Below are 18,198 nucleotides of genomic sequence, written 5' to 3'. Positions count from 1 at the left end.
ACTCGCGGAGCGCAAGAAACGCTAGCTCGCCGCTTCCAGCCGGACTTCCGTCAGCAGCCGCATTGCCGCATCCGCGTCCATCGGCTCGCCGAAGGCAAACCCCTGCGCGTATTCGCAGCCCATCTGGTAGAGCTCGACCGCGTCGGAATCGGTCTCGGCGCCTTCCGCCACCACGTCCATGCCGAGATCGTGCGCCAGCGCGATGATCGACTTCAGGATCACGGGGCGCATGCCGCGGTTGGTGGTGCGTACGAAGGACTGGTCGATCTTGATGGTGTCGAACGGGAAACGCTGCAGATAGGCCAGCGACGAATGGCCGGTGCCGAAATCGTCGAGCGACAGCCCGGTGCCGAGCTCGCGGATGCGCGTCAGCATCTGCGCCGCGTGCTCCGGATTTTCCATCACCAGCGATTCCGTCAGTTCCAGCTTCAGCGTGCCGCGCGCCACCGAGGAGCGCGACAGCACGGTGCGGATGTCGTGGATCAAATCGTGGCGCAGCAATTGCCGGGACGAGACGTTGACGCTCGCGAAGATCGGCTCGCGCGAACGCATCGCGCGCTGCCAGATCGAGAGCTGCTTGGCGGTCTGGTCGAGCACGAACATGCCGAGGTCGATGATCAGGCCGGTCTCTTCCGCGATGCTGATGAATTCCGACGGCGCCATGCGCCCGAGCTTCGGATGGTCCCAGCGCACCAGCGCCTCGAAGCCCGCGACCGATCGGTCCTCCAGCCGCACGATCGGCTGGTACAGGATCGTGAGCTCCTGGCGCTCGATGGCGCGGCGCAGCTCGCTCTCCAGCGTCAGGCGATCTGTCTTGCGGGCGCGCATCGCCGGCTTGTAGACGTCGATGCGGTCGCCGCCGATGCGCTTGGAATGATACATCGCAAGCTCGGCGTCCTTGATGATCTCGTCGGTCAGTTGCGTCTGCGGATCGGACAGGGCCAGCCCGATCGAGGCGGTCAGAAAAATCTCGCGCTCGTTGAAAGCGATCGGCGCGCGGATGGTCTTGCGGATGGTCTCGGCGAAGGCGGTGATGCGGGCCGGATCCTGCTCCGAGAGCAGGATCAGGCCGAACTGGTCGCCGGCGAGCCGCGCCAGCGTGTCCTGCGGCTTCAGGATGCGGGTCAGGCGGCGGGCCAGCGTCAGCAGGATGGAATCGCCGACCGCGATGCCGACGGAATCGTTGACCTGCTTGAAGCGGTCGAGATCGATCACCATCAGCGTCGGCCGCAGCGTCGGCATGGTCTTGGCGAAATGCGCGACCGCACCGAGCCGGTCCATGAACAGTTTGCGGTTGGGCAGGCCGGTGAGGTTGTCATGCACGGAATCGTGCAGCAGGCGCTCCTCGGCGTTGCGCAGCTCGGTGACGTCGGTGAGCGTGCCGACCACGCGCGAGACCTCGCCGTCCGACCCGACCACCGGACGCGCCTTCAGCGCAAACCACATGAAATGGCCGTCCGGGGTGCGCAGGCGGAAATCCTGCACCAGGCGGCCCCGGCGCTGGTCGAGCACGCTGTCGAGCGCGGCGCGGAAACGATCCTGGTCGAGCGGATGCAGCACTTCGAGCCAGGACGCAGCCGGGCCTTCCAGCGTGCCGCGCTTGAGGCCGAGCAGGGCTTCGGTCTCGGGGCTGGTGAAGACCTTGTCGGCGGACACGTCCCAGTCCCAGATCAAATCGCCGGAACCGGCCAGCGCCAGCGCCCGCCGCTCGATGTCGGAGACGACGCCGGTGGTGGCGCCGCCGCCCGCGAACGCATGCTGCATGACCGTGAATCCGATCAGCATCACGATCAGCACGAGGCCGCCGAGCAGCGCAGGGCCGACGATGTCGTTGGTGACGGAGCCCGCGACCGCCATGCCGGCCGCGACCACCCAGACCACGAGCAGGAACCAGGTCGGGATCAGCAGCACGGCGCGGTCGAAGCCGTGGGTCGAGAGATAGACGATCAGCGCGAAGCCGGCAAAGGCGATCAGCACCAGCGAGATGCGCGCGATGCCGGAGGCGACGGCCGGGTCGAACAGCGCGAGCGCGACGAGGGAGCCCAGAAAGGCGAGCCAGCCCACCGTGATGTGCGAATAGCGCACATGCCATCGACTGAGATTGAGATAGGCGAACAGGAACACCAGCAGCGTCGCCGCCAGGATCGCTTCGCCCGCCGCGCGCCAGATGCGCTCGGCGTTGTTCGACATGTCGAGCACCTTGCCCCAGAAGCCGAAATCGACGCCGATATAGACCAGCACCGCCCAGGCCAGGGCCGCGGCGGCCGGGAACATGATGCTGCCCTTGACCACGAACAGGATGGTCAGCACCAGCGCGAGCAAGCCGGAGATGCCGATCACGATGCCCTGGTAGAGCGTGAAGGAGTTGACCTTGTCCTTGTAGGATTCCGGTTCCCACAGATAGAGCTGCGGCAGCTTGTCGGTGCGCAGCTCCGCGACGAAGGTGATGACGGCGCCGGGGTCGAGCGTGACGCGGAAGACGTCGGCGGTCGGGCTCTCCTGCCGCTCCGGCCGGTCGCCGGTCGAGGGCGTGATGGTCGCAATGCGTGACAGCCCGAGGTCGGGCCAGAGCAGCCCCGAGGAGACGATGCGGTAATGCGGGGCGACGATCAGGCGGTCGAGCTGGTCGTCGGTGTTGTTGGCGAGCGCAAACACCACCCAGTTCTGGCCACCCTCGCGGGCGCGCACCTCGATGCGGCGAACGATGCCATCGGTGCCGGGCGCGGTGGAGACCTGGATGCGGTCGGCGTCGCTGCGCTGATGCTCGAGCACGCCGGTGAGGTCGATCGCGGGCGCGTCACCGCGGACGCTGACGGCGTCGAGCGCACGCGCCGGGGACGCGGCGACGAGAATCATGAGGCCCAGCGCGATGGGCGCGAGGCACCTGATCAGACGCAAGGTCAGTTCTCCGCGTTCGACGCAAACTCTGTAAAGACGATTTCAGACCGAACGGAAGTGGTTCGGTGCGTCGCGATAGATGCCACGAAAGCGAGGAAAATCAAAGGGTTTCCACGGTCTTCCGTGGGCCAGCGGCCTAGACCTCCAACACAATTTTGCCAATATGTGCCGAGGTTTCCATGCGCCGGTGCGCCTCGGATGCCTTTTCCAGCGGGAAAGTGCTGTCCATCAGCGGCTTGACGCGGCCTTCGCGCAAAAGCGGCATCACTTTCGCCTCGATCGCGGCCACCATCGCCGCCTTGTCCGCATTACTACGGGGGCGCAGCGTCGAGCCGGTATGGGTGAGGCGCTTGACCATCACCTTGGCGATGTTGACGGTGACCTTGGGGCCGTTGAGGGTCGCGATCTGGACGATGCGGCCGTCCACGGCGGCAGCGTCATAGTTGCGGTCGACATACTCGCCGGCGACCATGTCGAGGATCAGATTGACGCCGACCTTGTCGGTTTCCTCCTTCACCACGGCGACAAAATCTTCGGTCTTGTAGTTGATGGCGCGGTCGGCCCCGAGCTTGAGACAGGCATCGACCTTGTCCTGCGAGCCGACGGTAACGAACACTTTTGCGCCGAACGCTTTCGCGAGCTGGATCGCCATGGTGCCGATGCCGGATGAGCCGCCATGGATCAGCAGGGTCTCGCCGGCCTTCAGACCGCCACGCTCGAACACGTTGTGCCAGACCGTCATCAGGGTTTCCGGCAGCGCGCCGGCTTCCTTCATCGACAACGCAGGCGGCACGCTCATCGCCTGGGCGTCCTGGGCGATGCAGTATTGCGCATAGCCGCCGCCGGCGACCAGCGACATCACCTTGTCGCCGATCTTGTGCCGCTTGGCGTTGCTGCCGACCGCCACCACTTCACCGGCGATCTCCAGGCCCGGAAGGTCGCTGGCGCCGGGCGGCGGCGGATAGGCGCCGGAGCGCTGGGCGACGTCGGGCCGGTTGACGCCGGCGGCCTGCACCTTGACCAGGATCTCGTCGGGCCCGGGCTGCGGCAGCGCCCGTTGTTCCGGCACCAGCACCTCCGGTCCGCCGGGCTTGGAGATGGCGACCACGGTCATTTGCGCGGGCAGCTTGTCCATGATGTGTCCTTGAGCAAAGGTGCGGCATGAAGCGAGGCCTCTGATTAGCCAGCGCGGTCCACGCTGGCAACCGCCTCAGCCGCTTGTAGGGCGAACGCAGGAGGAACGACGATGCCGACGGAAGACGACGACCGCCCGCGCAAGAAGATCAGCCATGAAATTGGACAGGATCTCTCACTGTTGTCGGTGGAGGAACTGTCCGAGCGCGTCGCGCTGATGAAGGCCGAGATCGCGAGACTGGAGGAAGCCGCCACCAAGAAGCGCGCGTCGCGCGACGCGGCGGACGGTTTTTTCAAGAAGTAACGTTCACTCCGGTGGGACAATTCGAATGGGACGCGTTCCGATCGGAGCGCCGGTTGCGTTGTCGATGGTGACGGGGTCGATTTCCGTTCCGGCCTCGGCATCGAAGAACCGGGTGACGTTGTCCCCACCGCGGTGTTTCCGTCCCCACGCGCCGAACGCGAAGAGCACCGGCAGGAAGTCCTTGCCGGCAGCGGTCAGAACGTACTCGTCGCGCGGCGGCCGCTCCGAGTAGCGGCGTTTTGCCAGCAGCCGCTCTTCCGTCAACGCCGCAAGCCGGCGGGTCAGAATCGTCGGCGCGATACCCAGGCTTTTCCTGAATTCGTCGAACCGGGTGAGCCCGGCATGCGCGTCCCGCAGGATCAGGATGCTCCACGCGTCCCCCACCAACGCGACGCACCGGGCGATCACGCATGGTTGATCCGACACATTTGCCATGTTCATATCTTTTCGATAGTAATTTACTACTGAATCAGTAGTAACATCCCCTGCATCGATATTCCACGACAAAATGAAAGCCCAGACCGATGAGTAAGACGAAACGCGGCGTTGCGCTGGTCACCGGCGCCTCCTCTGGTATCGGGCTCGCGACGGCACGCGCGCTGCGGCGCGACGGCTACCAGGTCTTCGGAACCAGCCGGAAACCGGCCGCCAACACCTCGGATGGGGTGACGATGCTGGTCTGCGACGTCACGGACGACTCCTCCGTACAGGCGCTGGTCGACCACGTCGTGAGCCGCGCCGCGCGGATCGACCTTCTCGTCAACAATGCCGGGATCGGGCTTCTCGGCGGCGCGGAGGAATCCTCCGCGGTACAGGCGAAGGCATTGTTCGAGGTCAACGTGTTCGGCGTGATGCGTCTGACCAATGCGGTTCTGCCCGTGATGAGGCGGCAGCGCGGGGGCCGGATCGTCAATCTCAGCTCCGTCCTAGGGCTGATCCCCGCTCCCTACAGCGCGCTCTATGCATCGACCAAGCATGCGATCGAAGGATATTCGGAATCGCTCGACCACGAAGTGCGAACGCAAGGCATCCGCATCGTGCTGGTGGAGCCCGGCGGCACCCGCACGTCGTTCGAAGAAAACCTGACGCGGGCGGATCGTCCGCTTGCAGTGTATGACGCCGCTCGCGCCGATGCCGAGAAGGTGATGCGCGAGATCGTCGAGACGGGCGATGCACCGGAGGTGGTCGCAGACATGGTCGTAAAGGCGGCCAATGCGGCAACGCCCAGGAGGCGCTACACCGCGGGAAAGGTGGCGAGGCAGGTCAGCCTCATGCGCCGCTTCCTGCCGGAATCCTTCGTCGACAAGGGCCTTCGCAAATACAACAAGCTTCCGCTTAAGCTGACACCGCCGGCGTCTTCGACATCGGTTGCGCACCAAGCGACGTGAGTTCGGCCATTCCGGGGCGGCGCGAGTTCGTCGCGCCCCGGAATGATGAGTCGTCCGCAGTGCCCTCGGCCACTGACCGACATGGCTAACGAACTCTCAAAATAGTCGCTCGTTTACTCCACATTAAGCTTTAGGGATTATGACTGGAACTGTCCTCGTTTGGACACCGAGTGGCTCCTGTCCACTCTGTTTGACGCCTCCCTGTTATCAACTTTCAAGCCGCCGGTTTTCCGGCGGCTCTTTTTTTGCTTTTTTGAGCAAAGCGTTTTCGAGCAAAGTCGATACCGGTTCGCGTCAAGAAAACGCGTCAAAACAGGAGGCTCTTCCCGGTTGAATTCCGAGGAATGACCCGCGGAAACCATATCCGCGCTTGTCACTGGACTCGGCGTCCGGCCCGCGCAATGATTTGTTCATCATAAGCCGGCGCCTAAGCCGGACGGTAAACAGTTGCGTAAGGGGCGTTAACCATGGAACGTTTGCAAGCCGACGGCGCTCTCGTTCAACTCAGCGAGCGGTTCACCAATTCTGCGGCGTTCAGTGTCCTGTTCCGCGAGGGGATGGATCTGGTCGAAGAGACCGCCGCCTATCTCGACGGCGCCGGGCGTACCGAAGCCAAGGCGCTCGATCGCGCCGTCAGCCTCACCTATGCGACCGAGAGCATGCGTCTCACCACCCGCCTGATGCAGCTCGCCTCGTGGCTGCTGCTGCACCGCGCGGTGAAGGAAGGTGAGATGACGCTGGGCCAGGCCAATCGCGAGAAGACCAAGGTCAAGCTGTCCGCGGCCGATCCGGGCGCCTCCGACACCGTCGAGAAGCTGCCCCCGCAGTTGCAGGACCTGATCCATCGCTCGATGAGCCTGCAGACCCGCGTGCGCCGCCTCGACACCACAATTCACAACCCGCCCGCCGATCTCCCCGCCATCGGCAACCCGCTGGTGCCGCACCTCAACGCGCTGAAGGCTGCGTTCGAGCGGTAGGGTCCACTCCCCGTCCACTACGTCGATGCTGTTGCGCTCGGTCTCGTGCCCCGGACGCAGCGCAGCGTCCCTTCGACGGTGCGCTGCAGAGCCGGGGCCCATGCGGCAGTAAAGAGTGCGGCTTTCTGGGTCCCGGCTCAGCGCCGCAACGCAAAAGCGTTGCAGCGCGTCCGGGACACGAACCTCCCAAACAAAAACGCCCCCGGCTCTCCGGGGGCGTTTTTCGTGTCCAGCCTTGAGGGGCGGATCAATCCTTTTTGAGGAAGCCCGAAAACTTCTTCTGGAAGCGCGAGACGCGGCCGCCGCGATCCATCAGCTGGGCGTTGCCGCCGGTCCAGGCCGGATGCGACTTGGGGTCGATGTCCAGGTTCAGCGTGTCGCCTTCCTTGCCCCAGGTGGAGCGGGTCAGGTACTCGGTTCCGTCGGTCATCACGACCTTAATCGTATGATAATTCGGGTGAATTTCGGCTTTCATGGCAATTCCTCGGCGCCCCGGCGCCTCACTTGAGTGGCTATTGAATGACGGATTTGGGCGGCTCTATACCTCACGGAGGCCGCTAAAACAAGCCATTCCGGGGCTTGGCACGGTCTGAAGGCCTACGGGACATCCCGGATTTGCCACTCCCGCTCGCCCGGCCTATTTGGAACGGACTCCCCTCTAACGGTCGGATCTCATGAGCGCAGTAGAACGGCTTGAAACCGGGCCCGCAGAAGCCCCGTCGATCGAAGCCGAACTGATCGAGGCGCCGGCGAAGAGCCGCGCGAAGCTGCGGCCGCTCCTGGCGCTCGCGCCCTATGTGGCCCGCTATCGCGGCCGCGCGGCGCTGGCCCTTGTCGCGCTGACGATCGCGGCGCTGACCACGCTGCTGGTGCCGGTCGCGGTGCGCCGGATGATCGATTTCGGCCTGACGCCCGAGGGCATCGCGCTGATCAACAGCTATTTCTCGGTGATGATCGCGGTCGTCGCCGTGCTCGCGCTCGCGAGCGCCGCGCGCTACTATCTCGTGATGACGATCGGCGAGCGCATCGTCGCCGATCTCAGGCGCGACGTCTTTGCTCATCTCTTGTCGTTGTCGCCGGCCTTCTTCGATTCCGCGCGCAGCGGCGAGCTTGTGTCGCGGCTCACCGCCGACACCACGCAAATCAAATCCGCCGTCGGTGCTTCCGTCTCGATCGCGCTGCGCAACTTGATGATGTTTTTTGGCGCGGCAGCCATGATGGTGATCACCAGTCCGCGCCTCTCCGGTTTCGTCCTGCTCGCGATTCCCCTGATCGTGCTGCCGCTGGTCGCCTTCGGCCGCTGGGTGCGGCGTCTGTCGCGCAACGCACAGGATACGCTGGCCGAGGCCTCTGCCTATGCGGGCGAGCTGGTCGGCGCGATCCGCACCGTGCAGGCCTATACCAGCGAAGGGTTGGCTGCGAAGCGCTTCGGCGGCGAGGTCGAGCAGGCCTATGAAGCCGCGCGCACCTCGACCCAGGCCCGCGCCGTGCTCACCGCCATCATCATCTTCATCGTGTTCGCAAGCGTGGTCGCGATCCTCTGGATCGGCTCGCACGACGTGCTGATCGGCACCATCTCGCCGGGCCGGCTCGGCCAGTTCGTGCTCTATGCGGCGTTCGCGGCCGCCGGCCTCGGCCAGCTCAGCGAAGTCTGGGGCGAGGTCTCGGCGGCCTCAGGCGCTGCCGAGCGCCTGTTCGAGATTTTGCATGTGCAGCCCGACATCATGGCGCCCGCGGCGCCGCGCGCGCTGCCGGTGCCCGCACGTGGCGAGGTCGGCTTCGACCAGGTCAGCTTCGCCTATCCGGCGCGGCGCGACGTCAATGTGCTCGATGCCGTGTCGTTCACCGTGCGCCCCGGCGAGAAGGTCGCGATCGTCGGTCCCTCCGGTGCCGGCAAGAGCACGATCTTCCATCTGTTGCTGCGCTTCTACGATCCGCGCAGCGGCACGATCTCGCTCGACGGCGTGCCGGTCAAATCCGCCGACCCGCGCGATGTCCGTGCCCGCATCGCACTGGTGCCGCAGGAATCCAACGTGTTCGCCGCGAGTGCCCGCGACAACATCCGCTTCGGCCGGCCCGATGCCACCGACGCCGAGGTCGAGCGCGCCGCCGAGCTCGCGCACGCCGCCCAGTTCATCCGCCGCCTGCCCGAAGGTTTCGAGACCCCGCTCGGCGAGCGCGGCGTGACGCTGTCGGGCGGCCAGCGCCAGCGCATCGCGATTGCGCGTGCGATCCTGCGCGATGCGCCGCTGCTGCTGCTGGATGAGGCCACCTCCGCGCTCGACGCCGAAAGCGAGACGCTGGTGCAGACCGCGCTGGAGGAGCTGATGCGCCACCGCACCACGCTGGTGATCGCGCACCGCCTCGCAACCGTGCTGTCCTGCGACCGCATCCTGGTGATGGACCAGGGCAGAATCGTCGAGCAGGGCACGCATGCCGAGCTGGTCGCGGTGAACGGGCTCTATGCGCGGCTGGCGAGGTTGCAGTTCGAGGGGGCGTGAGGCTCTTCGATCGCCACGACAACCACGATGTCATTCCCCGCGAAGGCGGGGAATCCAGTACGCCGCGGCTCCTCGGTTCAGACCTCGCTGCTTCGGAGTACCGGATCACCCGCCCCAGTGCGCAAGCGCGCACAAGGCGGATGATCACAGCGAGAGTGTTGCGAGGGCGTCCCACAACCTCGTCATTGCGAGCGCAGCGAAGCAATCCAGACTGTTTCTGCGGAAAGCCCCTGGATTGCACGCCGAGTAGCTTTTCCTTGATCCGCTCGCTCGAGCGAAGGGCCGCATCTTGTCGTCAGCCAGCTGCTGCTCGAAGTCAATGTCGGTTGCATCGAGCGCCGGCGTTGCATCCGGGCGGCCGAGCGTTGCATCCGCGGATGAAAAAGCGCCGGGCTTCCCGGCGATCGGTTTGGCCGGGCGGGGCCGGCTGAGCTGGATTGACGTTCGCGCCAACGGACCGCAACCACTTCAGCCAGCACGACTTTTCCATCATGCGAGCGAATGGCTTCGACTGGAGTTGGAGAACTTCGCTACCATCGCCGAAGTCGATAGCCGGCCGCATTCCGCTGACGCTCCGGGCTGCTTTTAGGGCGCCAGCTACATCAGCGCCTTCGGTTCTTTCCGCAGGCGGAAAATGGCAAAAAAGCCCGGGCCTTGCGGCCCGGGCTCGGTCGACTGGAAAGGGATGCTCGATCAGTACTTCGCGATTACGGGTCCGCCGAACGTGTAGTTCACACGCACGGTTCCGACATCAATGTCCTGGCCGATACGATGTGTGCTGGATGGACCGACAAACGGAACGACATTTTGAGCGATGTCTCGGCGGCCCATGAAGAGGTGATCGTATTCGACGGCGACGGACCAATTGGGAGCGAAGCCAAACTCAAGACCCGCGCCGACAGCCCCTCCCCAACGCGTTTCAGAACCGGTCGAAAGTGTCTGGCCGGCCGCTATTCCCCCTACAAGAGCTGCTCCAGTCGGCGTGAATGTGAGTGAGTACTTGTCATGCACGACGGCCGCACCACCCTTTGCATAGAGCAGCACGTTATTCCAGGCGTAGCCAATCTGGCCGGTGAACAGGCCAAAGGCATCGACCTTGGTGTTGTCGTTGAAAAAGGAAGTACCCCCAATCACCGCGAACTGATTGGCATTGCTTCCTTTGAAATCTGCCCAGTTACCCTGGGCTTCTAGGCCGAACACCCAGTTCGTTGCTTGCCAACGATACCCAATCTGCCCGCCGACCGTCCCGCCCGTTGCGTTGTGGCAACCCTCAGCCAGCGGCGGAGCGACTGGCAGGCCGGCGTTGTTGGTGACGTCCCAGCATGTGTGGGCTGAACCGCCTCCACCGTTGATGCCAAGGTAGAAACCGCCCCAGTTGTAGACGGACGCCGCGATCGCTGGAGCCTTGGTGTAGGTCCGCGCTGCCATATCGGCCGCAAATGCAGGGGTGCCCAGCAGCATGGAGCCGACCGTAGCCAGAATGATCTTTTTCATCAGCGCAATCCCATTCAATCAACGAATGGCTCAAGATGCACCATTTGGCGTCGCTAGGCTGTTACCGGCGAGACACATCCGACGACTATCGAGGCGGCTTTCGGAGGTCAGCTGCCGGCCCACTGCCGGCTTCCCTGTCCCGGCGGTCCAGCCGGTTTCACCGTCGAGCTGGAGCCCGCAAAACAGGTTGTATTCTCCGTGCACGAAAACGACGTGCTGCCGTCGAAGCCGTAAGCCGTTGATTTCGCTGTCATCGGCTATTGTGCATGGGGTTGTTTTCGCGGTTTTGGTTTTGGACTGCTCGATCATTTGCACTTCGGCGAGAGCGCCGGCACGTTCGGCCACCGCCAGTTCTTCCAGCTTCCGTCCTCTTCGACACAGGCCGCTGACCCCGGGGTGTTTTTGGGAGCAGGAAGGCTCGACGTCTTGATCGGCGTGGTGAAGCGCTGGTCGACATAGGTCGTCGAGACATATCCGGCGACGATGACGCCGAGCAGGACCGAAGACCCCTTGGCCAGATCACTCCGTTTCATCGGTCATCTCCATCCGCTTGCCGTTGCTGCTTCTGGCCACAACGAATAGCCGACGTCTTGGGATCCCGACGTGACGGGCGTCACGCTCGCCAGAATCACGCCCGCCATGTCATCTTCAGCACCGGCCGGCCCGAGGTCGGGTTCACATCGTCCCCCGCCTGGGCAAAGCCGTTGCGTTCGTAGAAGCGGATGGCGCGATTGTTGTCCTTGTTGACGAGCAGCGTGATGCCCGACGGGGACAGGCGCTTGGCCTCATCCACGAGCAGTCTTGCGGCGTCCGAGCCCCAGTGCGCGGGATCGACCACGAGCTGGTCGAGATAGCCGTCGCCGTCGATGGTGACGAAGCCGGTCAGCACCCCGTCCTGTTCGGCGACGACGATCGAGGCGTTCGGCACCAGATCCTTGCGCCAGCGCTCGCGCCACCAGTCCAGGCGGGCGGCGAAGTCGATCTGCGGATAGGCCTGCTGCCAGGTGCGATGCCAGAGGTCGATCGCGGCTGCTTCGTCGGAGGGCACGTAGGGGCGGAGGTGGAGCGCGCTCACTACCGCTCCGTCAGCTTCAGCTCGATGCGGCGGTTGCGCTTGTAGGCCTCTTCCGTGTTGGCAGTGTCGAGCGGCTGGAATTCGCCGAAGCCCGCGGCGACGAGGCGTTGGGCGGGGACGCCGAGCGAGATCAAGTACTGCACCACCGAGATGGAGCGGGCGGCGGACAGGTCCCAGTTCGACTTGAAGTTCGCACCGCTGACCGGGCGCACGTCGGTATGGCCGTCGACGCGCAGCACCCAGGCGATCTCGTTCGGGATCTTCTTATCGAGCTCGATCAGCGCGGCCGCCAATGTGTCGAGCTCGGCGCGGCCCTCGGGCAACAACAGCGCCTGCCCGGTGTCGAAGAACACTTCCGACTGGAACACGAAGCGGTCGCCGACGATGCGGATGTCGGGGCGGTTGCCGAGAATGGCGCGCAGGCGGCCGAAGAATTCGGAGCGGTAGCGCGACAATTCCTGCACCCGCTGTGCCAGCGCGACGTTGAGGCGAGACCCCAGATCGGCAATACGGTTCTGCGATTCCTTGTCGCGCTTCTCGCTGACGTCGAGCGCTTCTTCCAGCGCCGCCAATTGCCGCCGCAGCGCGCTGATCTGCTGGTTCAACACCTCGATCTGCGCCAGCGCCCGCGCTGAAACCGCTTTCTCGGAGTCCAGCGCCTTGCCGAGCTCGGAGCTCTTGCCCTGCGCATCGTTGCCGGCGGCAGCTAAGCCGTCATAGAGGCCCTTGATGCGGTCGCGCTCGCTCTCGGCCGAAGCGAGGCCCGCTTTCAGCGACGAGACCTGGTCGTCGAGCGTGAGCTTGCCGAGCTTCTCCAGCGACAGCAGCTCGTTGAGCTGGGCGATCTTGGCGTTGAGTTGCTCCAGCGCCTTGTCCTTGCCGGTGACCTCCTGCGACAGGAAGAACTGCACGACCAGGAAGACCGACAGCAGGAACACGATCGACAGCACCAGCGTCGACAGCGCGTCGACGAAGCCGGGCCAGTAGTTGAAAGCGCCGTCGCTGCGGCGGCCGCGCGCCAGAGCCATGTCGCTAACCCTTCTCGGGCTGGCGCGCGATGCGCTCCAGCAGGCGGCGGATTTCGCGGTTCTGCTCGCCCTGGCCGTCGGCCCATTCGCGGATCATCTGCTGCTCGGTGCGCATATGCGAGACCAGCGCCTGGATGGCTTCGGCAAGGCTCGCCATCGACGCGGTGGTGCTGCGGCTGCCGCTACCTTCTTCGAGCACCGAGCGCAAGCGCTCGACGACAGCCTGAAGCTCGCCGCTGGCAATGCCGCCACCGCCGCCGCTGGCGGCGACAGCCATCTCGCCGCTGCCATATTCCCGCACGGTGGTGGCAAGCCAGTCTTCGAGGTCGGTGTAGAAGCGGTTCTGCGCCTGGCTCGATTGCAGGTCGAGGAAGCCGAGGACCAGCGAGCCGGCGAGGCCGAACAGCGAACTCGAGAACGAAATGCCCATGCCGCCGAGCGGGGCGGCCAATCCCTCCTTCAGCGTGTCGAACAGGGCGCCGGAATCGCCCCCGACCTTGAGCCCGTCGATCACCTTGCCGACCGAGCCGACCGTCTCGATCAGGCCCCAGAAGGTGCCGAGCAGGCCGAGGAACACCAGCAGGCCGGTCATGTAGCGGGAGATGTCGCGGGCCTCGTCGAGGCGGGTCGCGATCGAATCGAGCAGGTGCCGCATGGTGGTCTGGGTGATGGTCATCCGCCCGGTGCGCTCGCCGCCCAGGATCATCGCCATCGGCGCCAGCAGTTTGGGGTGGCGGGCCGGCGCCAGGCCGGGATCGGCGATGCGGAAATTGTTGACCCAGGAGACCTCCGGATAGAGCCGGATCACCTGGCGGAAGGCCAGGATGATGCCGATCAACATCACGCCGCCGATCAGGGCATTGAGCCCGGGATTGGCGAAGAAGGCCTGGATGATCTGCTTGTAGAGCACCACGCCCACCAGGGCGCAGAGCACCAGGAAGACCAGCATCCGCACCAGGAAGACGCTGGGCGAGGATAGCTTCGTGTACTCGATGTCGATGGGGGAGCGGGGCGAGGCGCCTGACGGCATGGCCGGTATCATCCGTTACGAAACTTGCTTGCGGGGCGCACTATGGCACAGCGCCAGCCCAAAAAAAGCGCCGGATGCGGCAATTTCGGGGAGAGCCGGGGAACCCAAAGCGCAAACCGTGCTTTGATAGTCAGGTATTCTGCAAGACGTCGGCATTCCGCAGGCTCAGGCGCATTTGCCCTGCCGCCCCAGGACGGGATTGGTCGCATGAGCGTCGTTTCCGCCATCATCGGGACTGCCGAACGGGTACCGCTGCCCGACGTCGTGCTCCGCGCGGCGATCCAGCGCCTTTGCTCGCGCTCGGTGACGCGCTTGTCCGCGTTGGGCGCGGCCGACGATGCCGCCTTTGCAGGACGGATGATGCTGCGGCCGATCGCCGAGGACGCAGATGGCGGTCATGAGGAGATGCCCGCGGCCTTCTTTGCAAAGGTGCTCGGTCCCAACCGCAAATACTCGTCCTGCTTCTACAAGACCGACGCGACCACCTTGCGGGAGGCCGAGGAGGAGGCGTTGCGCCAGACCGTCGAGCATGCCGCTCTCGCCGACGGTCAGAGCATCCTCGAACTCGGTTGCGGCTGGGGCTCGCTGTCGCTGTGGATAGCGCGGCAGTATCCGCACGCGAAGGTGACGGCGGTGTCGGGCTCGCAGGCGCAGCGCGCCTATGTCGAGGAAGAGGCGCGGCTGCGCGGTCTCCCCAACCTGCGCGCGGTCACTGCGGACATGAACGTGTTCGCGCCCGATGGGCAATTCGACCGCATCGTGTCGGTCGAGATGTTCGAGCAAATGATGAACTGGCGCAAGCTGATGACGCGCCTGCGCTCGTGGCTCGCGCCGGAGGGGCGCCTCTTCATGCACATCGTCGCCCATCGCTCCGGCTCTCATCTGTTCGACCGGGCCAATCGCGAAGACTGGATCGCGCAGCACGTCTTCACGGGCGGGCTGATGCCGAGCCATCACCTCATCAGGCAATTCGACGACATCTTCACGGTCGAGAAGGAATGGTGCTGGAGCGGCACGCATTACCAGCGCACCGCCAACGACTGGCTCGCCAATTTCGACGCGCATCGCGACGCCATCGAGGCGGCCTTGCGCAACATCCATGGCGAGGAGACCGGCCTGTGGATGCGACGCTGGCGCTGGTTCTTTCTCGCGACGTCAGGCCTGTTCGGCTATGCCGATGGAACCGAATGGGGCGTCAGCCACTACCGGATGAAGGCGGCGGGATAAGGCGCGGACACTCGAAAGAATTTGTTAAGTGTCTTTCGTTGCGCAAACGGCACACGCCGCGCGTTTTCTTTGCAGGAACATGTTGCGATTGTTGTCTGATCATTTCCGCTCGCCTATCGTCGTGGTTGTCCTTCGTGGACGACATAAATCCGCATCCCCGAACGGTGCGGACGCAATTGGAATGACGTATGCGCGAATGCATCGGTGCTGCCTCGATCCGACGACACCACGATGATCCGCTGCGGAGGAGTCTGAAACGGACGCAGCGGTCTCGATCCAGCGACACCCGGACGCGAATGCTTCGCTTGCTTCTGGCAAGCGCCTCGGCAGCGGCACTGATAGCCCTGTCCACAGCATCCGCCTCCGCCCAAAGCTGGACCGGTACGACAAGCAATGACTGGACGGTCGGCAGCAACTGGTCGGGCGGAGTGGTCCCAATCGCGGGCAACGTCGTCAACATCAATTCGACCTCGCCAAATCCGACCGTGCTCGGTGCCAGTGGCGCGGCAGTTGGAGCGACCGGAAGCATCTTGCTTGGCGGATCTTCCAGCAGTCTGACGATTCAGAACGGCAGCACGCTGACGAGCAACGGCGCTTCTCTCGCGATTGGAGTCGCAGGCGGGAACAACGGCACCGTGACTGTCAGCGGCGCCGGATCGCAATGGATCACATCCGGCGATCAGATCGAAATCGGCGCCAGTGGCAATGGCACACTCAACATCCAGAACGGCGCCAGAGTCGTCGCCCAATCAGGGGTTGCGCTCGGAACCTTCGCTGGCGGCGCGGGCACGCTCAATATCAATAGTGGCGGCACACTCGAGACGAACACTCTCGCACGCGTCGCTGTCGGAACCGGACAGGTCAATTTCGATAACGCCATCCTGCGCGCCCGGATAAATACCGCCTTCTTCATCGGTGGATTTTCGGCGGGAACACTCAACATCGCCACAGGCGGGCTGACCGTCGACACCCAGGCTTTCACCGTGAGCGCGAGCTCCGGTTTTTCCGGCATTGGCGGATTGACAAAGACCGGCGCGGGTACCTTCAATCTCCGCGCAGCCAATACCTATACCGGTGCGACGGTGATCCAGGCCGGCACGCTTGCCCTCGCCAGTAGTGGCTCGGTTGCCGCGTCAAGCCGGGTCGTCGCAAACGGAATCTTCAACGTCTCGGGCATCACTGCCGCCGGCACCAGCATTCAAAGCCTGGCGGGAACCGGCACCGTCGCGCTCGGCGCGAAGAACCTCACCATCACCAATGCGAACGATCAGTTCGCCGGCGTGATCGGTGGCACCGGCGGCCTGACGCTCACCGGCGGCACCCAGACGCTGTCGGGTGCCAATACCTATAACGGCGCGACCAACGTGAACGGCGGCACCCTCCGCGCCGGGGCGGCCAACACATTCAGCGTGGCCTCGGCCGTCACGGTCGCCTCCGGCGGCACGCTCGACCTTGCCGGCTTCAATCAAACGCTCACTTCACTGGCCAACGCCGGCATGGTTAGCCTCGGCGGCGCGCCGGGCACCACGCTGACCGTGGCCGGCAATTATGTCGGCAGTGGCGGCACCGTGCAGCTCAACACGCGGCTCGGCGGCGACAGCTCGCCGACCGACCTGCTGCGGGTGCAAGGCAGCACGTCGGGCACTTCGTCGCTGCGCGTCACCAATGTCGGCGGCACCGGCGCACCGACCGTCGACGGCATCAAGGTGGTCGACGTAGCAGGCGCCTCCAACGGCAGCTTTTCGCTTTTGGGCAGCTATGTTTTTCACGGCGAGCAGGCGGTGGTCGGCGGCGCTTATGCCTATACGTTGCAGAAGAACGGCATTGCCAGTCCCGGCGACGGCGATTGGTATCTGCGCTCGAGCCTGCTCAACCCGCCGCCCGCGACGCCGCCGGGTCCGCTCTACCAGCCGGGCGTTCCGCTATACGAGAACTACGCGCAGGTGCTGCTCGGCATGAATGATCTGCCGACCCTGCAGCAGCGCGTCGGCAACCGCTATTGGGGCGGCAGCGATGCGATGGCGCGCGCCGGTGGCGCGGCGACGGTGCCGGGCGCGGCTTCACCGGCGCCGACGGCGTTCTGGGGCCGCATCGAAGGCGGGCATTCCGACTTGCAGCCCTCCAACACTGCGGGTTCGACCTACAAGGCCGACCATCTGAAAGTGCAGACCGGGCTCGATGGCCTTGCGTTTGAGAACGAGCGGGGCCGGTTGTTCGTCGGGCTCACGGCACAATACGGCCTGACGACCGCCAATGTCGCCTCGTTCTTCGGCAACGGGCGCATCCGCGTCGAGGGGACGGGCGTCGGCAGCACGCTGACCTGGTATGGCGACAACGGCTTCTATGTCGATGGTCAGGCGCAGTCGATGTTCTATCGCAGCGATCTGTCGTCCGTGCTGGCCGGCAGCCTGATCCACGGCAATGAAGGGCTCGGTTATGCCTTCAGCGCCGAAACCGGCAAGCGGATCGGTTTGGGCAATGGCTGGCTGCTGACGCCGCAGGCGCAGCTTTCCTATGCGAAGGTCGCTTTCGACGGCTTTGCCGATCGGTTCGGCGCCCCGGTCGCGTTGCGCGATGGCGACAGCCTGCTCGGCCGCGCCGGGCTTGCACTCAACCATCAGAGGACCTGGAACGACGGCACGGGCATCGTGCGCTCCGACGTCTACGGCATCGCCAATCTGCGTTACGAGTTTCTCAAGGGCACCAACGTCGATGTCGCCGGCACCGGTTTTGCCAATGCGCAAGACCGACTGTGGGGCAGCATCGGCGGCGGCGGCACCTATAGCTGGGCCAACGGGCGCTACGCTGTCTTCGGCGAAGTCTCCTACAATGCGAGCCTCAACAACGGCTCGGACAACCGCAACTACAAGGGCACCGGGGGCTTCCGCTTGACGTGGTGAAGCATGCGCTCGCATCGGAGCGTCATGCCACTGGAACGCCGGCTGGGCCGCAGATGATTCAAATGGGATATCGCTCGGCTGCGATGTTCCGTCGCGGCACGCGGTGATGGAACCGGACTCACAATCGGGTGAGGCGCAAAAAGCGCCCTGACTTCAGCAGCATAGGCCGTGTGACATTGGGCCGCCCGCAAGGTGCGTTGCGTCGCAGCACGTCCCCTCTATTTTGACGGCATCAGCCGCGT

The 18,198-nt window shown here is 64.6% G+C and carries 16 protein-coding genes; 6 read left to right on the top strand and 10 right to left on the bottom strand.

From position 1 onward, the window contains the following. Positions 1-21: 21 nt before the first annotated feature. Together IVB31_RS06430 and IVB31_RS06425 are read right to left on the bottom strand one after the other, a co-directional pair. Positions 22-2,898, bottom strand: a complete 2,877-nt coding sequence (locus IVB31_RS06430; protein ID WP_247319963.1) for an EAL domain-containing protein — start codon at positions 2,896-2,898, stop codon at positions 22-24. Positions 2,899-3,034: 136 nt separating this feature from the next. Beyond that, on the bottom strand, positions 3,035-4,033 hold the full coding sequence (locus tag IVB31_RS06425; RefSeq protein WP_247319957.1) for an NAD(P)H-quinone oxidoreductase: 999 nt from the start codon (positions 4,031-4,033) through the stop codon (positions 3,035-3,037). A gap of 111 nt (positions 4,034-4,144) precedes the next feature. Between IVB31_RS06425 and IVB31_RS06420 the strand changes: the two genes are divergently transcribed. Continuing rightward, positions 4,145-4,336: a DUF1192 domain-containing protein gene (locus IVB31_RS06420; RefSeq protein ID WP_247319956.1), complete on the top strand. Its 192-nt coding sequence runs from the start codon at positions 4,145-4,147 to the stop codon at positions 4,334-4,336. A gap of 3 nt (positions 4,337-4,339) precedes the next feature. Here IVB31_RS06420 and IVB31_RS06415 read toward each other — a convergent pair whose 3' ends face one another. Beyond that, positions 4,340-4,771 (bottom strand): helix-turn-helix domain-containing protein, encoded by a 432-nt coding sequence (locus tag IVB31_RS06415; protein ID WP_247319955.1) that lies wholly within the window; start codon positions 4,769-4,771, stop codon positions 4,340-4,342. A gap of 89 nt (positions 4,772-4,860) precedes the next feature. Between IVB31_RS06415 and IVB31_RS06410 the strand changes: the two genes are divergently transcribed. Both IVB31_RS06410 and IVB31_RS06405 read left to right on the top strand, forming a co-directional pair. Then, positions 4,861-5,724: an oxidoreductase gene (locus IVB31_RS06410; RefSeq protein WP_247319954.1), complete on the top strand. Its 864-nt coding sequence runs from the start codon at positions 4,861-4,863 to the stop codon at positions 5,722-5,724. Between the two features lie 467 nt (positions 5,725-6,191). After that, positions 6,192-6,701 carry a DUF1465 family protein gene (locus IVB31_RS06405; RefSeq protein ID WP_247319953.1) on the top strand — a complete coding sequence of 170 codons (510 nt, stop codon included), beginning with the start codon at positions 6,192-6,194 and terminating at the stop codon, positions 6,699-6,701. Positions 6,702-6,948: 247 nt separating this feature from the next. Here the strand turns inward: IVB31_RS06405 and rpmE are convergent, their stop codons facing one another. Then, positions 6,949-7,176, bottom strand: a complete 228-nt coding sequence (rpmE, locus tag IVB31_RS06400) for a 50S ribosomal protein L31 (RefSeq protein WP_007599895.1) — start codon at positions 7,174-7,176, stop codon at positions 6,949-6,951. A gap of 199 nt (positions 7,177-7,375) precedes the next feature. On the opposite strand from rpmE, the gene IVB31_RS06395 reads away from it, so the two are divergent. Continuing rightward, on the top strand, positions 7,376-9,202 hold the full coding sequence (locus IVB31_RS06395) for an ABC transporter ATP-binding protein/permease (RefSeq protein WP_247319951.1): 1,827 nt from the start codon (positions 7,376-7,378) through the stop codon (positions 9,200-9,202). 693 nt (positions 9,203-9,895) lie between these two features. Here the strand turns inward: IVB31_RS06395 and IVB31_RS06390 are convergent. The 6 genes from IVB31_RS06390 to IVB31_RS06365 form a co-directional block, all read right to left on the bottom strand. After that, a complete protein-coding gene (locus IVB31_RS06390) occupies positions 9,896-10,696 on the bottom strand; it encodes an outer membrane beta-barrel protein (RefSeq protein WP_247319948.1) in 801 nt (266 codons plus the stop codon). Positions 10,697-10,726: 30 nt separating this feature from the next. After that, positions 10,727-11,005: a hypothetical protein gene (locus IVB31_RS06385; RefSeq protein ID WP_247319947.1), complete on the bottom strand. Its 279-nt coding sequence runs from the start codon at positions 11,003-11,005 to the stop codon at positions 10,727-10,729. Beyond that, entirely contained in the window at positions 11,002-11,229 is a 228-nt protein-coding gene (locus tag IVB31_RS06380; RefSeq protein WP_247319946.1) for a hypothetical protein, read from the bottom strand. The genes IVB31_RS06385 and IVB31_RS06380 overlap by 4 nt, the downstream gene beginning before the upstream one ends. A 95-nt stretch (positions 11,230-11,324) precedes the next feature. Further along, positions 11,325-11,771 carry a GNAT family N-acetyltransferase gene (locus tag IVB31_RS06375; protein ID WP_247319945.1) on the bottom strand — a complete coding sequence of 149 codons (447 nt, stop codon included), beginning with the start codon at positions 11,769-11,771 and terminating at the stop codon, positions 11,325-11,327. Then, the gene (locus IVB31_RS06370; protein ID WP_247319944.1) at positions 11,771-12,799 is read right to left on the bottom strand and encodes a peptidoglycan -binding protein; all 1,029 of its coding nucleotides are present in this window, start codon (positions 12,797-12,799) and stop codon (positions 11,771-11,773) included. The genes IVB31_RS06375 and IVB31_RS06370 overlap by 1 nt, the downstream gene beginning before the upstream one ends. Positions 12,800-12,803: 4 nt before the next feature. Next, complete coding sequence (locus tag IVB31_RS06365) at positions 12,804-13,829, bottom strand: flagellar motor protein MotA (protein ID WP_247319942.1); 1,026 nt, start codon at positions 13,827-13,829, stop codon at positions 12,804-12,806. Between the two features lie 207 nt (positions 13,830-14,036). On the opposite strand from IVB31_RS06365, the gene IVB31_RS06360 reads away from it, so the two are divergent. Both IVB31_RS06360 and IVB31_RS06355 read left to right on the top strand, forming a co-directional pair. After that, positions 14,037-15,056 (top strand): cyclopropane-fatty-acyl-phospholipid synthase family protein, encoded by a 1,020-nt coding sequence (locus IVB31_RS06360; RefSeq protein WP_247319941.1) that lies wholly within the window; start codon positions 14,037-14,039, stop codon positions 15,054-15,056. Positions 15,057-15,484: 428 nt separating this feature from the next. After that, positions 15,485-17,956, top strand: coding sequence for an autotransporter outer membrane beta-barrel domain-containing protein (locus IVB31_RS06355; protein ID WP_247319939.1), 2,472 nt, complete (start codon positions 15,485-15,487; stop codon positions 17,954-17,956). Positions 17,957-18,198 lie beyond the last annotated feature (242 nt).

The sequence above is a fragment of the Bradyrhizobium sp. 21 genome, assembly GCF_023073335.1.
Taxonomy (GTDB): Bacteria; Pseudomonadota; Alphaproteobacteria; order Rhizobiales; family Xanthobacteraceae; genus Bradyrhizobium.
This window is presented reverse-complemented; position numbering and strand designations above follow the sequence as displayed.